Origin of the sequence: Streptomyces sp. S4.7, assembly GCF_010384365.1 — a bacterium.
Taxonomy (GTDB): Bacteria; Actinomycetota; Actinomycetes; order Streptomycetales; family Streptomycetaceae; genus Streptomyces.
Genome location: NZ_CP048397.1, coordinates 3,818,553 through 3,835,321, shown reverse-complemented (window position 1 = coordinate 3,835,321; position 16,769 = coordinate 3,818,553). Strand labels below are relative to the sequence as shown.

The 16,769-nt window shown below is 68.6% G+C and carries 15 protein-coding genes and 1 tRNA gene; 10 read left to right on the top strand and 6 right to left on the bottom strand.

Annotation, left to right across the window (positions count from 1 at the left end; translation table 11 throughout):
* Positions 1–11 precede the first annotated feature (11 nt).
* Entirely contained in the window at positions 12–380 is a 369-nt protein-coding gene (locus tag SSPS47_RS17000) for a metalloregulator ArsR/SmtB family transcription factor (RefSeq protein ID WP_164251840.1), read from the bottom strand.
* Between the two features lie 58 nt (positions 381–438).
* Complete coding sequence (locus SSPS47_RS16995) at positions 439–1,497, bottom strand: NAD(P)/FAD-dependent oxidoreductase (RefSeq protein WP_164251839.1); 1,059 nt, start codon at positions 1,495–1,497, stop codon at positions 439–441.
* Between the two features lie 107 nt (positions 1,498–1,604).
* Between SSPS47_RS16995 and SSPS47_RS16990 the strand changes: the two genes are divergently transcribed.
* The 3 genes from SSPS47_RS16990 (at position 1,605) to SSPS47_RS16980 (ending at position 5,229) form a co-directional block, all read left to right on the top strand.
* Positions 1,605–3,008 carry an FAD-dependent oxidoreductase gene (locus SSPS47_RS16990; protein WP_164251838.1) on the top strand — a complete coding sequence of 468 codons (1,404 nt, stop codon included), beginning with the start codon at positions 1,605–1,607 and terminating at the stop codon, positions 3,006–3,008.
* Positions 3,005–4,228, top strand: coding sequence for an MFS transporter (locus tag SSPS47_RS16985; RefSeq protein WP_164251837.1), 1,224 nt, complete (start codon positions 3,005–3,007; stop codon positions 4,226–4,228). The genes SSPS47_RS16990 and SSPS47_RS16985 overlap by 4 nt, the downstream gene beginning before the upstream one ends.
* An 857-nt stretch (positions 4,229–5,085) precedes the next feature.
* Complete coding sequence (locus SSPS47_RS16980; RefSeq protein ID WP_164251836.1) at positions 5,086–5,229, top strand: hypothetical protein; 144 nt, start codon at positions 5,086–5,088, stop codon at positions 5,227–5,229.
* A 432-nt stretch (positions 5,230–5,661) separates the two neighbouring features.
* Here SSPS47_RS16980 and SSPS47_RS35455 read toward each other — a convergent pair whose 3' ends face one another.
* Together SSPS47_RS35455 and SSPS47_RS16970 are read right to left on the bottom strand one after the other, a co-directional pair.
* Positions 5,662–5,850: a helix-turn-helix transcriptional regulator gene (locus tag SSPS47_RS35455; RefSeq protein WP_275405151.1), complete on the bottom strand. Its 189-nt coding sequence runs from the start codon at positions 5,848–5,850 to the stop codon at positions 5,662–5,664.
* A 138-nt stretch (positions 5,851–5,988) separates the two neighbouring features.
* Positions 5,989–6,297: a transposase gene (locus SSPS47_RS16970; protein WP_164247473.1), complete on the bottom strand. Its 309-nt coding sequence runs from the start codon at positions 6,295–6,297 to the stop codon at positions 5,989–5,991.
* Positions 6,298–6,409: 112 nt separating this feature from the next.
* Between SSPS47_RS16970 and SSPS47_RS16965 the strand changes: the two genes are divergently transcribed.
* Positions 6,410–6,847, top strand: coding sequence for a hypothetical protein (locus SSPS47_RS16965; RefSeq protein ID WP_239064935.1), 438 nt, complete (start codon positions 6,410–6,412; stop codon positions 6,845–6,847).
* 200 nt (positions 6,848–7,047) lie between these two features.
* Here SSPS47_RS16965 and SSPS47_RS16960 read toward each other — a convergent pair.
* Positions 7,048–7,134, bottom strand: a tRNA-Leu gene (locus SSPS47_RS16960).
* A 315-nt stretch (positions 7,135–7,449) separates the two neighbouring features.
* Here SSPS47_RS16960 and SSPS47_RS16955 point away from each other — a divergent pair.
* The 6 genes from SSPS47_RS16955 to pknB all read left to right on the top strand — a co-directional run bounded on the left by SSPS47_RS16955 (position 7,450) and on the right by pknB (position 15,687).
* On the top strand, positions 7,450–8,304 hold the full coding sequence (locus tag SSPS47_RS16955) for a DUF3662 and FHA domain-containing protein (protein ID WP_147873281.1): 855 nt from the start codon (positions 7,450–7,452) through the stop codon (positions 8,302–8,304).
* A 10-nt stretch (positions 8,305–8,314) separates the two neighbouring features.
* A complete protein-coding gene (locus tag SSPS47_RS16950; RefSeq protein ID WP_147873280.1) occupies positions 8,315–8,830 on the top strand; it encodes an FHA domain-containing protein in 516 nt (171 codons plus the stop codon).
* A gap of 138 nt (positions 8,831–8,968) precedes the next feature.
* Positions 8,969–10,504, top strand: coding sequence for a Stp1/IreP family PP2C-type Ser/Thr phosphatase (locus SSPS47_RS16945; RefSeq protein ID WP_164251834.1), 1,536 nt, complete (start codon positions 8,969–8,971; stop codon positions 10,502–10,504).
* Between the two features lie 25 nt (positions 10,505–10,529).
* Positions 10,530–11,939, top strand: a complete 1,410-nt coding sequence (locus SSPS47_RS16940; protein WP_147873278.1) for an FtsW/RodA/SpoVE family cell cycle protein — start codon at positions 10,530–10,532, stop codon at positions 11,937–11,939.
* A complete protein-coding gene (locus SSPS47_RS16935; protein ID WP_164251833.1) occupies positions 11,936–13,396 on the top strand; it encodes a penicillin-binding transpeptidase domain-containing protein in 1,461 nt (486 codons plus the stop codon). Before SSPS47_RS16940 ends, SSPS47_RS16935 begins: the two co-directional genes overlap by 4 nt.
* Before the next feature lie 284 nt (positions 13,397–13,680).
* Positions 13,681–15,687 carry a Stk1 family PASTA domain-containing Ser/Thr kinase gene (gene pknB / locus SSPS47_RS16930; RefSeq protein ID WP_164251832.1) on the top strand — a complete coding sequence of 669 codons (2,007 nt, stop codon included), beginning with the start codon at positions 13,681–13,683 and terminating at the stop codon, positions 15,685–15,687.
* Between the two features lie 151 nt (positions 15,688–15,838).
* Here the strand turns inward: pknB and SSPS47_RS16925 are convergent, their stop codons facing one another.
* Positions 15,839–16,645, bottom strand: a complete 807-nt coding sequence (locus SSPS47_RS16925; protein WP_164251831.1) for a class E sortase — start codon at positions 16,643–16,645, stop codon at positions 15,839–15,841.
* Positions 16,646–16,769: the final 124 nt, after the last annotated feature.

Genomic DNA, 16,769 nt, shown 5'->3' with positions numbered 1-16,769 from the left:
CGGGGCGAAGGTCAGGTGCCGGCCGCGGTGGTCAGCAGCCGGCCCATCGCGGCCAGCACGCTGGGCTCCACCCGGTAGTAGACCCAGGTGCCCCGCCGCTCGGAGGTCAGCAGTCCGGCGTCCCTGAGCTTCTTCAGGTGGTGGGAGACGGTCGGCTGGGAGACACCGACGTCGGAGATGTCGCACACGCACGCCTCGCCGCCCTCGTGGGAGGCGACCGCGGAGAACAGGCGGAGCCGGACCGGGTCGCCGAGCGCCTTGAACATCCTGGCGGCCACTTCGGCCTCTTCGGCGCTGAAGGGCCGTTCGGTCAGCGGCGGGCAGCACGGCGCGACGGCAGCCTCGGGCTCCAGCAGCGGCAACACCTGCACATTCGACATACGTCTATGTTGACACACGTCGAACCAAGCGCCCAGGGGCTGCCGCTGCCGTGGACGGTTACGCGAGGCTGAGGCGGGTCGCGAGGCGACGGGCGGCGCGCTGCGCGTCGCGGCCGACGCCTCGCAGGGAAGCGGAGGAGAGGCTGCGCTGCCACTCCAGGCCCACATACGCCAGGGCGCGATGGGTGAGGGAGGCTCCGTCGCGGTGACGGGGGCGTCCCTGCCCGTCCAGTGCGCCAAGGGGGGCGAGATAGGCGAGGTCGGGGTGGTAGCCGGTGGCCAGGACGATGGTGTCGACGTGCTCGGTCGTACCGTCCTGCCAGGTCAGCTCCGTGCCGTCGATGCCGGTGAACAGCGGGCGCCGGTCGGGCGCCCCGGCCGCGAGAGCCGCGCGGTAGCGGCCGTCGTCGATGACGGCCATGGTGGCCGGAGCCTTCTGGAAGCGGCCGAGCGGTGCGGTGTCCAGGCCGGTGACCTTGAGCCAGAAGTGCAGGTCCTTCCCCGCCAGCGGGCGCTGCCTGAACCACTTCACGGGTGCCCGGCTGGCGAGGGTGACACGGGAGCGCAGGGCGAGTTCCGACGCGATCTGCACGGCGGAGTTGCCGGCGCCCACCACCACGACGCGCTGCCCGGCGAAGGGCTCGGGGCTGCGGTAGTCGGTGACGTGCAGGACTCTTCCGGCGAAGGAGTCCAGGCCCGGCAGCGCGGGTAGCTTGGGCCGGCCGAAGCCGCCGGTCGCGGCCACCACGGCTCGGGCGCCGGCCTCGGATCCGTCGGCCATGGTGAGGGTGAACCCGTCCCCGTCCGGGCGGACTTCACGCACCCGCCGGCCGGTACGTATCTCGGCGTCCAGCCGGTCGGCGTACCGCAGGAGGTAGGCGACGACCTCGTCGCGGTGGGGGTAGCGGTCCGGGTCGCCGCCGAACGGCAGACCGGGCAGTGAGCTGTACCGGCCGGGCGAGAAGAGGGTGAGGCTGTCGTAGTAGTACGGCCAGGAACCGGCCGTCTGATCGGACGCCTCCAGGACGACCGGCTTCAGCCCTCGTCCGCGCAGGGCGTGGGCGGCTGCGAGGCCGGACTGCCCGCCCCCGATGACCGCGACGTCGAGCTGTTCCATCACACACTCCTATTGATTCGATAAACGTCTATGTTGACGGCCATCGAAACAGATGGCAGGCTGGGCGTGCAAGTCATTGACGGATGTCGAACCAAGGAGGAGTCGCCGTGTCTGCGCCGCTCACCGACGTGTCCACCACCGCCCTGCCGACCGTGGTGATCGGAGCCGGCCCCGTCGGCCTGGCCGCCGCCGCCCACCTCACCGAACGCGGCATCGAACCCCTGGTCCTCGAAGCCGGGCCCGCCGCGGGCAGCGCCGTACGCGAGTGGGGGCACGTACGGCTGTTCTCCACCTGGTCCGAACTCCTCGACCCGGCCGCCGAAAAGCTCCTGGCGCCCACCGGCTGGACCGCCCCCGACGGCGCCGCCTACCCCTCCGGCGCGGACTGGGCCGAGCAGTACCTCCAGCCCCTCGCCGACCTCCTCGGTGACAAGGTCCGCTACGGCGCGACCGTCACCGGTGTCTCCCGGCTCGGGCGCGACCGTATTGTCGACGCCGACCGCGAGCAGCAGCCCTTCACCGTCCGCATCAGGCTCACCGACGGCACCGAGCAGCGGATCCTCGCGCGCGCCGTGATCGACGCCTCCGGCACCTGGACCACCCCCAGCCCCATCGGCGCCGACGGACTGCCCGCCCTCGGCGAACACACCGCTGCCGCGCGTATCTCCTACCGCGTCCCCGACCTCAAGGACCCGGCCGTCCGCGCCCGTTACGCCCGCCGGCGCACCGCCGTGATCGGCTCCGGCGCCTCCGCGTTCACCGCCCTCGCCTCGTTGGCCGACATCGCCAAGGACGCACCGGGCACGCACACGGTGTGGATCCTGCGGCGCGGTATCAGCGGCTCGACCTTCGGCGGCGGCACCGCCGACCAGCTGCCCGCCCGAGGCGCGCTCGGCCTGGCCGCGAAGGCCGCCGTCGACAACGGATACGCCGACGCCGTCACCGGCTTCCGCACCGAGACCGTCGAGCCCGCCGGGGACGGACGCCTGGTTCTCACCGGCGAGGACGGCCGCCGCCTCGACCCGGTCGACGAGATCATCGTCCTCACCGGCCTGCGCCCCGACCTGTCCTTCCTCTCCGAGATCCGCCTCCGGCTCGACGAGCGGCTCCAGGCCCCGGTCGAACTGGCACCGCTGATCGACCCCAACCAGCACTCATGCGGCACCGTCTACCCCCACGGACACCGCGAACTGTCCCACCCCGAACCCGGTATCTACCTGGTCGGCATGAAGTCCTACGGCCGCGCGCCCACCTTCCTCGCGATGACCGGATACGAGCAGGTCCGCTCCGTAGTGGCAGCCATCGCCGGAGACACCGAATCCGCCGACCGCGTCGAACTCACCCTTCCCGAGAGCGGAGTCTGCGGCGGCGCCGGCCTCTTCGACGACCCCGCCGGCACGGAGCAGAGCGACGGCGGGGGCTGCTGCGCACCGGAACCCGCACTCGTACAGATCGGCGCCACGACCGGAGCGGCCGACGGTGAGCAGGCCCCTGGCCCCTGCTGCTCGTGACGGAGCTTCACACCCGCGGGGCCGCGACCGGAACAGGGGACCGGTCGCGGCCCCGCGCCGTGCTCCCCGCACTGTGTGCCACACAGATCACCAGCTGGGGCATCATCTTCTACGCCTTCCCCGTACTGAACCCCGCCATCACCGCGGACACCGGCTGGCCACCCGGCGCCACAACAGGAGCGTTCTCCCTCGCGCTGCTCATCTCCGCTTTCGCCGGCATCCGCGTCGGCCGCATCATCGATCACCGAGGCCCGCGCACCGTCATGACCACAGGCTCCGTCCTCGGCGTCGTGAGCCTCCTCATCATCGCCGCCGCCCCGAACCTCCCGCTCCTCATCGCCGGTTGGCTGCTCGCCGGCCTCGCGATGGCAGCGACCTTCTACCAGCCCGCCTTCGCCGCCCTCACCCGCTGGTGGGCCCCTGACCACGTCCGCGCCCTCACGATCGTCACCCTCGCGGGCGGCCTCGCCTCCACCGTCTTCGCACCCATCACCGCCGCGCTCGCCGACCACATGTCCTGGCGAGCGACCTACACCGTGCTAGCCATGATCCTCGGCATCGTGACCATCCCCACCCACGCCCTGGCACTCAAAGCACTCTGGCCCGCCGTACCCCTGGCCTTGCCCGTCCAGACCGGCGACTCCGCGACAGCAGTGGCCCACAGCCGCCCCTTCTGGGTGCTTGCCGCAGCCCTGACCCTCTCAGCGCTCACCGTCTCCGCCGTCGTCGTGGCCCTGGTCCCGCTCCTCTTGGAGCGCGGTTACTCAACCGACGAAGCAGCCTGGGCGCTCGGTATCGGCGGCGCTGGCCAGACACTCGGCCGCGCCCTCTACTCCACCCTCGCCCGACGCTCCGGGACAACCGCCCGTACGACCGCGCTGATCGCCCTCGGCGGCCTCACCACCGCCGCACTCGGCCTGGTCCCCGGCCCTTACACCGTGCTGGTAGCCCTGTCGATCGCGGCCGGAATGGTGCGCGGAAATCTCACTCTGCTCCAGGCCACCGCCGTCACCGACCGCTGGGGCGCCACTCACTACGGCCGCCTGTCCGGAATCCTCGCCGCACCAGTCACCGTGGCGTCAGCTCTCGCACCGTGGGCTGGCGCAGTGTTGGCAGGACCACTCGGTGGCTACGACGGGCTCTTCCTCGCACTCGCCATCAGCTCGGCCGCCGCAGCTGTCCTGTCCGCCACGTCTGGCCGCCTTACCTTGCGCCATTGAGCACCCCTGTCTGGACGCAGCACGCCTCGGAACAGTGGATCTCCTCTTGAGAGCGCACAAAGGTCTGCCCTGTGTCCTGACTTCCCGGCCGCAGGGCACTACCCGCTACCCGTCGCCGACTCCAGTGCGGGACGAATCCAGTCCGACGCATGTAGCGGCAGGAAGGACGGCTCTCATGACATCCCTACCTCCTGCTCCGGAGGGCCTATGTCCTCTCGCCGCCGGGCGGACTGCCACGGCTGACTCACCTGTCGACCTCGGCACAAATGGGGCACAGGTTCCGCCTCGCTCCGGACAGCGATGAGCCATCCCCCAGTCCTCACATGTCTGGGGCATCCGCGACCTTTTGCCGAGCACAAGCGACACAGACGAACCGTAAAAGCCCTCCCCCCGGGCTCCTCCGAGGCGCGCCTTCCCCCCTGGCCGCAGTCGACTTGCCACTGTGTCTGTCTCTCACCCATGTCTTGCGATACGCGGGAGTAGGCCGCGCGCCCCTGCCTGCCATGCGCGTTGCGGCCCCAGCCAGAGTTGTCGACGGGACTGCGGAACACAATGCAGAGACAGGGCTGCACAGACCACTTCCTTGATTCCTGACGACAGGTGCCACTGATCGGACACATTTTTTTGGCAGGCCTGCCTCCGCCGATCACAGTGCCGAGGGATACAGGACTACCCGATCCTAGGTTCACCGAGACACAGGGAGTGCAAAGCAAGTACGCGGCCTCAATGAACCGCCCACTCCCTTTACAGGTAATCCTCAGCAGAAAGGTATTCGAGCGTTGTCAGCTCCTGTCTCTCGCACAAGACAGGGGGCATCACTTCAGGCGAGACAGGGCCTGAATTACAAAACGCGCCTTGTGAAGAAGCAGATGGAGGTCACGGACGAGTGGCGCACGTCGGGCATCCCCGACCAGCGAAAGGCTGAATCGGCGCCCGAAGAAGGCGACGCCTCAGCTGCGGATGGCTTTCAGCCCCTCACCCGCAAGACGAGGATCATGTGACTCATCGGCCAAGACCCTCAGCGGCAGTGGAAGGCACTCGAAGTGGCCAGCGCCTTGAATGAAACCGACAAGATCAAGAGTGTGCGCGTAGCCATGGATGAGCTGTCCAGGACCGGCTCTTTGATCAAGCTTCCGAACGCCTACTACCAGTACGCACAGCCTCAGCAGAATTGGCCCGAGAGGACCAGGAAGGCCGCCACCAAGGAGTCCAGTCCAAGGTGACGGCCAACCGCGACGAACCCCCCGAGAACCTTTCACAGCGCCGGATCAGTTCGTCATGTTGCATTTTACGAGCGGTCGACCGCCGCCGGTAGCGCACGACGAAAATGGTCCTGCCCTTCGCCCGAAGGGATGACCGCTTCTGTGTTCAATTTCGAACGACTCTTCCACCATCAGGGTTCACCGGCCGCCGGCTTGCCGTGGCGCCCGGACTCATACGTCCCGGCCCGGCCAGAGGTCACAACCCAGCGCTTTTTCCAGGTTGGCGACAGTCAGCAGATCAGGCCACGCCTCACCGGCGAGTGCCTTGGCGATCGTGAAGCGGGCGACGCCGCTGATGCGCGAGAGATGAGCCACGGACCAGCCCCTCTCATCGAGAGCGGTCCTGAGCCTGACGGCCATGGCCTGGGCAACCCGAGCTCCGTGGTGCTCCTCCATGACAGCCTCAGGCCACACAGCGGTAGTAGGTGGAGGAGGCGATGGAAAGCTCCCGGAGTACGCACTCGACTCCCAGGTGTGGATGCTCGTCGAGGAGCGCGGTCACCTGGGCCGGGTCGGGTCGAGTTGCGCCGCGAAAAACGCCGAGGCCGTCCGCAGCACGTCGTTCGCCCGCTTGAGCTGGGCGTTCTCCTTCCGCAGTGCCACCAGCTCGGCGTGTTCGTCGGTAGTCAGCCGGTCATCCCGCTCGCCGGCATCGGCCTCGGCCTGCCGGATCCAGCCCCGCAGGGCCTCGGGGTGGACGCCAAGGTCGACGGCCAGCTTCTTGATCTGCGGCTTCGGATCCGACGCGCGGTACATCCGCACCGCACGCTCACGCAACTCCAGTGAGTACTTTCTGGGGGCAGCCATGGTCGATGTTCCTCTCATGAGAACCATCTGACCCTCTGTCATCGACTTCCGCATCTCGGGGGAACCTCAGGCCGAGGCCGGCAAAGTACAGTGCCCCATCAAGCCAAGATCAATGGGCCGCGGCATCCAGCTCCCACTCGTCGACCCCCAGCCGAACCCCATGGGACCGCTCAAGGTCTGCCGCCAGCGCAGCGTCACGCTCGCCCCCGCCGAGGGCGCCAAGCACTGGCAGTCCCTCGAGTACGGCACCGATGAATGGCAGAAGACCTACTTCAGACTCCGCAACAGCGTCGAGGGCTACAACGGCTACGCGAAGAACCCCCTCGCCGAAGCCATCGAAGCATCCGGCACACGACGTATCCGCGACATCGCCGCCCAGACTGTGCTCCTGGCCTTCCAGCTCGCTCACGCCAACCGCCGGAAGATCGCAAAGTGGCTGGAGACGCTCGCCCTGGGTGGCGAACGGCCCCGCAGGCGCACCCATCACCGGCACCGCACGAAGCCCCTCGGCACCTGGACACCCACCGGATATTTGTCACCAACCGGCTAGCGATCAACACCGGCCCCACCAGCTGAAGAACACCCAAAAATCAAGGCCCGCTCTGTGAGGTACGACACTGAGCGGGCTCCGTGATGTGTGGACGGCCCTTGCCGCCAGTGCTACGAGCCCTGGGGCCGCGTCCGATCAACGAGAAACGGGCCCTACCAGGACTTTCGTCACTGGTAGAGACCCGTTTCGTCGGTTTCTCCTGGTGCGCGAGGGGGGAGTTGAACCCCCACGCCCTTTCGGGCACTGGAACCTGAATCCAGCGCGTCTGCCTATTCCGCCACCCGCGCATTGGGTGTGCCGTCCGGCCTCTCACCTGCTGGTGTGATCGCCTGGCGACATCGAAAAGATTAGCACGCTGCAGGGCGTGGAATCACATCCGTTTGTCTCGGCAACCCGGCCGGGGAACGAGCAACCTCGAGCGGCCTCCCCCCACTCCTCCGGAGTGCACCCCGGGTGCGGGACACTGTCCTGAGGCCGCCTCTACGATCCGTGTGAGAGGTGACACTCATCGACGGGGCAGACAAGGGGAACCAGCCGATTTCCCGACGCGTGGATACGATCAGTAAGCAGTACCAGGACGGCAACGACGGAGGAGGTGCCCCATGGGAGTCCTGAAGCGCTTCGAGCAGCGACTCGAAGGTCTGGTCAACGGCACCTTCGCGAAGGTGTTCAAGTCCGAGGTCCAGCCCGTGGAGATCGCCGGCGCCCTTCAGCGTGAGTGCGACAACAACGCAACGATCTGGAACCGCGAGCGGACCGTCGTCCCCAACGACTTCATCGTCGAGTTGAGCGCGCCCGACTTCGAGCGCCTCAGCCCGTACTCGGGTCAGCTCGGCGACGAACTCTCCGGGCTCGTCCGCGACTACGCGAAGCAGCAGCGCTACACCTTCATGGGCCCGATCAAGGTCCATCTGGAGAAGGCCGACGACCTCGACACCGGTCTGTACCGGGTGCGCAGCCGCACCCTGGCGTCGAGTACGTCACAGGGACCCGAGCACGGCCCCGGTCCGGGCCCCGCACCCGGCAGGGCCCCCGCGGCCCCGCCCCCCGGTGGTTACGGCTACCCGCCCTCGTCCCCGCCCCCCATGCCGCCGTCGCCCCCGCCGGGCGCGGGACGGCCGGGGCAGGCCGCACAGCCCCCCTCGACACCGCCCCCAGGGGCGATGCCGGGCACCCAGGTCCGCCGGTGGATCGAGATCAACGGCAACCGCCACCAGATCTCGCGCCCCACGCTGGTGCTGGGCCGCAGCACCGACGCCGACGTGCGGATCGACGACCCCGGCGTCTCCCGCCGGCACTGCGAGATTCGGACCGGAACGCCCTCGACGATCCAGGATCTCGGGTCCACGAACGGCATCGTGGTAGACGGACAGCACACCACCCGCGCTACGCTCCGCGACGGCTCGCGGATCGTCGTGGGCCAAACCACCATCGTTTACCGGCAAGCCGAAGGGTGAAGCGGGGGCAATGTCAGAGCTGACCCTGACGGTCATGCGGCTAGGTTTCCTAGCCGTTCTGTGGCTGTTCGTGATTGTGGCCGTCCAGGTCATTCGGAGCGATCTGTTCGGCACGCGTGTCACGCAGCGCGGCTCACGCCGCAACGCCGACACACGGCCGCCGCAGGGCGCCGCCCGCCAGAGCGCGGGGCCGCCCGCGCAGCGGCAGCAGGGGGGCCGCCAGCGCCGGGGGGCGCCCACGAAGCTGGTCGTCTCGGAGGGGATCCTCACCGGCACCACGGTGGCCCTCCAGGGACAGACCATCACCCTGGGCCGGGCGCACGACTCGACGATCGTGCTGGACGACGACTACGCGTCCAGCAGGCATGCCAGGATTTACCCGGACCGTGACGGTCAGTGGATCGTCGAGGATCTCGGGTCCACCAACGGCACGTATCTCGACCGGACCCGCCTCACCACGCCGACACCGATTCCGCCCGGCGCGCCGATCCGCATCGGCAAGACTGTCATCGAGCTGCGGAAGTAGTACGACAATGAGCGAGCGGAGCGAGCGAGCCGCGGCGGTCCCGACGTGGGACCGCAGGCTCCCGACCGGAGGGTGGGCAGTGTGGCTCGAGACCGGCTGGCGCCACATTCGGCTGGCGAACCGACAGGAGAGGCGCGCATGAGTCTTTCTCTGCGCTTCGCCGCCGGGTCGCACAAAGGCATGATCCGGGAGGGGAACGAGGACTCCGGCTATGCCGGTCCCCGGCTCCTGGCCATCGCCGACGGCATGGGCGGCCAGGCCGCCGGTGAGGTCGCCTCGTCCGAGGTGATCTCCACGCTCGTGCAGCTCGACGACGACGTGCCGGGATCGGACATCCTCACCTCGCTCGGCACGGCGGTCCAGCGTGCCAACGACCAGTTGCGCGTGATGGTCGAGGAGGACCCCCAGCTGGAGGGCATGGGCACCACGCTCACCGCCCTCCTGTGGACGGGTCAGCGCCTCGGCCTCGTACACGTCGGCGACTCCCGCGCCTACCTCCTGCGCGACGGTGTGCTCACCCAGATCACCCAGGACCACACCTGGGTGCAGCGCCTCGTGGACGAGGGGCGCATCACCGAGGAAGAGGCCACCACCCACCCGCAGCGCTCCCTGCTGATGCGCGCGCTGGGCAGCGGGGACCATGTCGAGCCCGATCTCTCGATCCGTGAGGTCCGCGCGGGCGACCGGTACTTGATCTGTTCGGACGGTCTCTCCGGCGTCGTCTCGCACCAGACCATGGAAGAGACCCTGGCGAGCTACCAGGGCCCGCAGGAGACCATCCAGGACCTCATCCAGCTCGCCCTGCGCGGCGGCGGTCCCGACAACATCACCTGCATCGTCGCCGACGTCCTGGACGTCGAGTCCAACGACACCCCGGCCGGGCAGCTCAACGACACCCCGGTCGTCGTCGGCGCCGTGGCCGAGAACCAGCAGCTGCACGCCACCGAGAGCGACCCGTCGATGCAGACGCCCGCGGGCCGCGCCGCCGGTCTGGGCCGTCCCGTACCGCAGCAGCACCAGCCCCCTCCGGGGGGCTTCGGCCCGCCGGGCAGCGGTGACGGGGCCGGGTACGGCGGCATGCCGCCGGACTCCGGCTTCGGGGCTTACAGCGACACCGACAACGACTATGCCAAGCCGCGCTCCGCCGGCCGCAAGTGGTTCAAGCGGTCGGTCTACATCGTGCTCGCGCTGGCGGTCGTCGGCGGCGGTCTGTACGGCGGCTACCGCTGGACCCAGACCCAGTACTACGTCGGGGCCAACGACGAGCACGTCGCGCTCTACCGGGGCATCAGCCAGGATCTGGCGTGGGTCTCGCTGTCGAAGGTCGAAGAGGACTTCACCAAGATCGAACTCAAGTACCTTCCGCCGTACCAGCGCAAGCAGGTCGAGGACACGATCGCCGAGGGCAGCAAGGCCTCCGCGCACACCAAGATCGACGACCTGTCCAAGCAGGCGGACGCGTGCAAGAAGGACGAACAGCGTCGTGAGTCCGAGCGCGCGGCGAACGCGATCACCGGCGAGGGCGAGGCCGGCGGTACGACCGGGACGAAGCCGCAGACCGGTAGCGACAGCACCATCTCCAAGCCAGAAGCGCTGAAAACAGCGACTCCCTCTCCGGGCCCCAGCCTCTCGGAGGAGGAGCAGAAGCTGGCCTCGAACTGCGGTAAGCAGTAGCCGGCCGTAGGGGGCCTTCACCACCATGAGCGTTGTCACCAACACGACCACCATCGGCGCGATCGAAGCACCGAGCCGCCGCAACACCGAGCTCGCGATGCTGGCCTTCGCCGTCGCCATTCCGCTCTTCGCCTACCTGAACGTCGGGCTGGCCCTCGACGGCACCGTGCCCAGCGGCATGATCGGGTACGGCCTGGGCATCGGGCTGCTGGCCGGTGTCGGCCATCTCGTGGTGCGCAAGTTCGCCCCGTACGCCGATCCGCTGCTGCTGCCGCTCGCCACGCTGCTCAACGGCCTCGGTCTCGTCCTCATCTGGAGGCTGGACCAGTCGCCCCGGCTGATCGCCCGCGCCACGAACCTTTACGGATCGTTCTCACCGGACGCTCCCAAGCAGCTGATGTACTCGGCGATCGGCATCGCGCTCTTCGTGGCCGTGCTGCTGCTGCTCAAGGACCACCGCATCCTCCAGCGCTACACCTACATCTCCATGGCCGTGGCGCTGGTCCTGCTGATCCTGCCCATGTTCTTCCCGGCGAGGAACGGCGCGAAGATCTGGATCAGCCTCGGCCCCATCAACGTCCAGCCGGGAGAGTTCGCGAAGATCATCATCGCGATCTTCTTCTCCGGCTACCTGATGGTCAAGCGCGACGCCCTGGCACTGGCCAGCCGCCGTGTGATGGGCATCTACCTGCCGCGCGGACGTGACCTGGGCCCGATCCTGATGGTCTGGGCCATGTCCATCCTGATCCTGGTCTTCGAGACCGACCTCGGCACCTCGCTGCTGTTCTTCGGCCTCTTCGTGATCATGCTGTACGTCGCCACCGAGCGCACGAGCTGGATCATCTTCGGCCTGGTGATGTCGGCCGCGGGCGCGGTCGGTGTCGCCACGTTCGAGCCGCACGTCCAGCAGCGCGTCGAGTTCTGGCTCAACCCCTTCGCCCAGGCCACCTGGGACCAGAGCGAGCAGGTCGGCCAGGCGCTGATGTCGTTCGGCGCCGGCGGCACTCTCGGCACCGGGCTCGGGCAGGGCAACTCCGACCTGATCGGCTTCGCGGCCAACTCCGACTTCATCCTCTCCACCGTCGGCGAGGAGTTCGGGCTCGCGGGCACGATGGCCTTCCTGCTGATCTACGGCCTGATCGTGGAGCGCGGCGTACGGACCGCGCTCGCCGCCCGGGACCCCTTCGGCAAGCTCCTGGCGATCGGCCTCTCCGGCGCCTTCGCCATCCAGGTGTTCGTCGTCGCGGGCGGCGTCATGGGCCTCATCCCGCTGACCGGTATGACGATGCCGTTCGTCGCGGCCGGAGGTTCGTCGGTGATCGCCAACTGGGCGCTGATCGGCATCCTCATCAGGATCAGCGACACCGCGCGCCGCCCGGCCCCGGCGCCCGCCCCGTCACCCGACGCCGAGATGACCCAGGTGGTCCGACCGTGAACAAGCCCCTGCGACGCATCGCGATCTTCTGCGGACTGCTCGTCCTGGCCCTGCTGCTGCGCACCAACTGGCTCCAGTACGTGGAGGCGGACGAGCTGAACAGCCACGAGCGCAACCGCCGCGTCCTGATCGAGCGGTACGCGAGCGAGCGCGGCAACATCGTCGTCGACGGCAAGCCCATCACCGGCTCGGCGAAGACGAAGGACACCGACTTCGCGTTCAAGCGGACCTACCTCGACGGCCCGATGTGGGCGCCGGTCACCGGATACGCCTCGCAGGCCTTCGGCGCCTCGCAGATCGAGAACATCGAGGACGGCATCCTCACCGGCAACGACGACCAGCTCTTCTTCGACCGCACCATGGCGATGTTCACCGGCGACGAGGCCAAGGGCGGCAACGTCGTCACGACCCTGAACGGCGCCGCGCAGAAGGCCGCCTTCGAGGGGCTGGGCAACAAGAAGGGCGCCGTCGTCGCCCTGGAGCCCGGGACCGGCAAGATCCTCGCGCTGGCCTCCACCCCTTCGTACGACCCCTCCTCCTTCGCCGGCTACGGCGCCAAGGACGAGAAGTCCTGGAACAAGCTCGGCAAGGACACCGACAAGCCGATGCTGAACCGCGCGCTGCGCGAGACGTATCCGCCCGGCTCCACGTTCAAGGTCGTCACGGCCGCCGCGGCGCTGGAGCACGGTGTCGTCGACGACATCGACGCGAAGACCGACTCCCCGCTGCCGTGGACCATGCCGGGCACGACGACGGAGCTGGTGAACGAGGGCAACATCCCCTGCAAGGACGCGACGCTCAGGGAAGCGCTGCGGGTCTCCTGCAACAGCGTCTTCGGCAAGCTCGGCTACAACGTCGGCAAGGACAAGATGCTGGAGACGGCGAAGAAGTTCGGTTTCAACGAGGAGCAGTTCGTCCCGGTCCGCGCCAACGCCTCGATCTTCCCCGAGGAACTGAACGATTCGCAGACCGCGCTCTCCTCCATCGGCCAGTTCGACACCCGCACCACCCCGCTCCAGATGGCCATGGTCGCCTCCGCCGTCGCCAATGACGGCAAGCTGATGAAGCCGTACATGATCGACCAGCTCGAAGCGCCGAACCTGGACGTCATAGAGAAGACCGAGTCCGAGGAGATGGGCCAGCCCCTCAGCCAGGAGCACGCACAGATGCTCCAGGAGATGATGGAGACGGTCGTCAACGAGGGCACCGGCGACCGAGCGCGAATCCCCAACGTGACCGTCGGCGGCAAGACCGGTACCGCGCAGCACGGCGAGAACAACAGCAAGAACCCGTACGCCTGGTTCATCTCCTACGCCAAGGGCGAGAACGGGTCGCCGGTCGCGGTCGCGGTCGTCGTCGAGGACAGCGACGCCACCCGTGACGACATCTCCGGCGGCGGTCTCGCCGCCCCGATCGCCAAGGACGTCATGAAGGCCGTGATCGACAGCAAGAAGTAGCCAGGACCCTCCCGCGGTGGCCCGGACAGCTGTTGACGCTGACCGGGCCATTGTCGGACCGGGCGGCGAACCGTCATGCCGGCGGACGGCACCCACGGTGATCTGCCTCACCATCAGCGCGCCGGGCGTTGACGACCGATATGTGACCATTCAAGTACCAGTCCTGTATCAGGTACCAGGGACGGTCGGACCGGATGCGGCGTGCCCGGTAGCGTATGCGCGAACAGCACACCGCCGGACCGCACACCGGTGCGGTCGGGACAGACGGAGAGGGCTGGAACAGTATGGAAGAGCCGCGTCGCCTCGGCGGCCGGTACGAGCTGGGCTCGGTGCTCGGCCGTGGTGGCATGGCCGAGGTGTACCTCGCGCACGACACCCGGCTCGGCCGCACCGTCGCTGTGAAGACGCTGCGGGCCGACCTCGCCCGCGACCCGTCCTTCCAAGCCCGGTTCCGCCGAGAGGCCCAGTCGGCCGCCTCGCTCAACCACCCCGCGATCGTCGCCGTCTACGACACGGGTGAGGACTACGTCGACGGGGTGTCCATCCCGTACATCGTGATGGAGTACGTCGACGGGTCCACCCTGCGAGAGCTGCTGCACTCCGGGCGCAGACTGCTGCCCGAGCGCACGCTGGAGATGACGGTGGGGATCCTCCAGGCGCTGGAGTACTCGCACCGCGCCCAGATCGTCCACCGCGACATCAAGCCTGCCAACGTCATGCTGACGCGCACCGGCCAGGTCAAGGTCATGGACTTCGGCATCGCCCGCGCCATGGGCGACTCCGGCATGACGATGACCCAGACCTCCGCGGTCATCGGCACCGCGCAGTACCTCTCCCCCGAGCAGGCCAAGGGCGAGCAGGTCGACGCGCGGTCCGACCTGTACTCGACGGGCTGTCTGCTCTACGAGCTGCTGACCGTGCGCCCGCCGTTCATCGGCGACTCACCGGTGGCCGTCGCGTACCAGCACGTGCGGGAGGAGCCGCAGGCTCCGAGCACCTTCGACCCCGAGATCACGCCCGAGATGGACGCGATCGTGCTGAAGGCCCTCGTCAAGGACCCGGACTACCGCTACCAGTCCGCGGACGAGATGCGCGCCGACATCGAGGCGTGCCTCGACGGCCAGCCCGTCGCGGCGACGGCGGCGATGGGCGCGGTCGGTTACGCGGGCGGCTACGGCTCCGACGACCAGCCCACCACCGCGCTGCGCACCGCCCCGCCCGGCGGCGGCCAGACGTCGATGATGCCGCCGGTCAACCCCGACGACGGCGGTGGCTACGGCAACTACGACGACCGTCCCGACCGGCGCCGGCAGAAGAAGTCCAACACCTCGACGATCCTGCTGGTCCTCGCGGGCATCCTGGTGCTCGCGGGAGCCGTCCTGATCGGCAAGGCGGTCTTCGGCGGGGACTCCGGCGGCACGGAGCGGATCGCCGTTCCGCAGCTCGTGGGGGAGACGCTGAAGGACGCGAAGGTGCTGGCGGGCAACGCGTCGGTCGAGGTCGCCCAGTCCGGGACGGAGCGCTGCGACCAGCCCAAGGGCGCCATCTGCTCCCAGAACCCCGCGTCCGGCGGAAAGATGAACCAGGGCGACACCATCCAGGTCGTCGTCTCCGAGGGCGCGCCGAAGGTCCAGGTGCCCGACGTCGCCGACGAGACCGTCGAGGACGCGACGAAGACCCTTCAGGACGCCGAGTTCAGGGTAGAGACCAAGCAGGTCGAGAGCGACCAGGACCCCGGAACGGTCGTCTCGCAGAAGCCGGCCGGCGGCTCCGAGGCGGAGAAGGGCGCGACCGTCACGCTCTCCGTCGCCAAGCAGGCGCAGCAGACGGTGCCGTCCGTCATCGACCAGAACTTCGACGCGGCTAAGAGCCAGCTCGAAACGCTCGGCTTCACCGTCGCGCGCACCGATGTGGACTCCGAGAAGCCGGCGAACACCGTCGTCGGCCAGACCCCGGAGGGCAACACCAAGGCGGCCAAGGGCAGTCAGGTCACGCTCCAGGTGTCGAAGGGGCCGGCGCAGCCGGAGAAGGTCCAGATCCCCGGTGACGTCGGCGGCAAGACGGTCGCCGAGGCCAAGGCGCAGCTGGAGGGGCTGGGGCTGGTGGTCGCGCTGGCGCCGAACTCGCCGAACGACCCCAACGCCCGGGTGCTCGCCACCAATCCGCAGGCCGGCCAGGAGGTCGACAAGGGCAGCACCGTGACGCTGTTCGTCGCCCCCACGGGCGGCGACAACGGAGGGAACAACGGGGGCTTCATCGGCGGTCCCGGCGGGAGAGGCGACGAGGACTGAGGTCGCCTCCTCCCGAGGAGAGTCATAGGTGAACGGAAGAAGCCCCGGCATCCTGAAGAGGATGCCGGGGCTTCACCCGTGTCACGGGCTCGTCGGCCCCCGCCGGACTCGGCGGGTCAGCGGACTCAGCGGGTCGGCGGGTCGGCGGGGCTCAGCCGGCCCGGAGCAGCTCCGGCGGCTTCGTCCGGTCCTCGTCGACCTTCTCCGTGCGCTCCAGCTCGGCCCACACGATGTAGCGGTAGTCGGACGTGTAGACGGGCGTGCACGTCGTGAGGGTCAGATAGCGGCCGGGCTTCTTCTTGCCCGACTCCTTGGGGACCGGCTGGAGTACGTCCACGTTGTACTTCGACGTCTTCGGAAGGTCCTTGAAGACCTTGTAGACGTACCAGGTGTCCTTCGTCTCGAAGACGATCGAGTCACCGGACCTGAGCTTGTGGATGTTGTGGAACTTCGCGCCGTGCCCGTCGCGGTGCGCGGCCAGCGAGAAGTTGCCCTTCTTGTCCTCGGGCAGCGCGGACTTCACCGGGTCGGTGTAGTAGCCGGCGACACCGTCGTTGAGGGACTTGGGGTCCGTGCCCTTCTTCACGAGGATCTCGTCCCCGGTCATCGCGGGCACGTGCAGGAAACCGATGCCGTTCTTCACGTCGAGGGCGCCGGGGCCGCCGCGGCCGTCGGCCCAGCCGTCACGTACCTCGTTGCCCTGCTTCGTGGCCTCGCGGTCCGCCAGGACGTTCGTCCACCACAGCGAGTAGACGACGAAGAGACCGAGCACCAGGCCCGCGGTGATGAGCAGTTCGCCGAAGACGCTGACGGCGGCTGCGACCCGGCCTCGCCGCGGGCGGGCCGGTGTCGCGGCGGGTGCGGCGGCCGGGCCCGCCGCCGTGTCGGGCTCGGGGTCCGAGGGCTCTGACGCGGGCTCGGGATCCGGCTCCGAACGCCCGGATTCGGGCTCGGCCACCCCGGTTGTCGCTGATGTATCGTTTTTTCCGTCTTCTCCGGGTGCGCTCGCACGCCCGTCGTCGTGCCCTGTTCCCGCTGCCACAGCACCCGTCCCCTGGTCCCTGGTCTTCGTCGTGATCCGT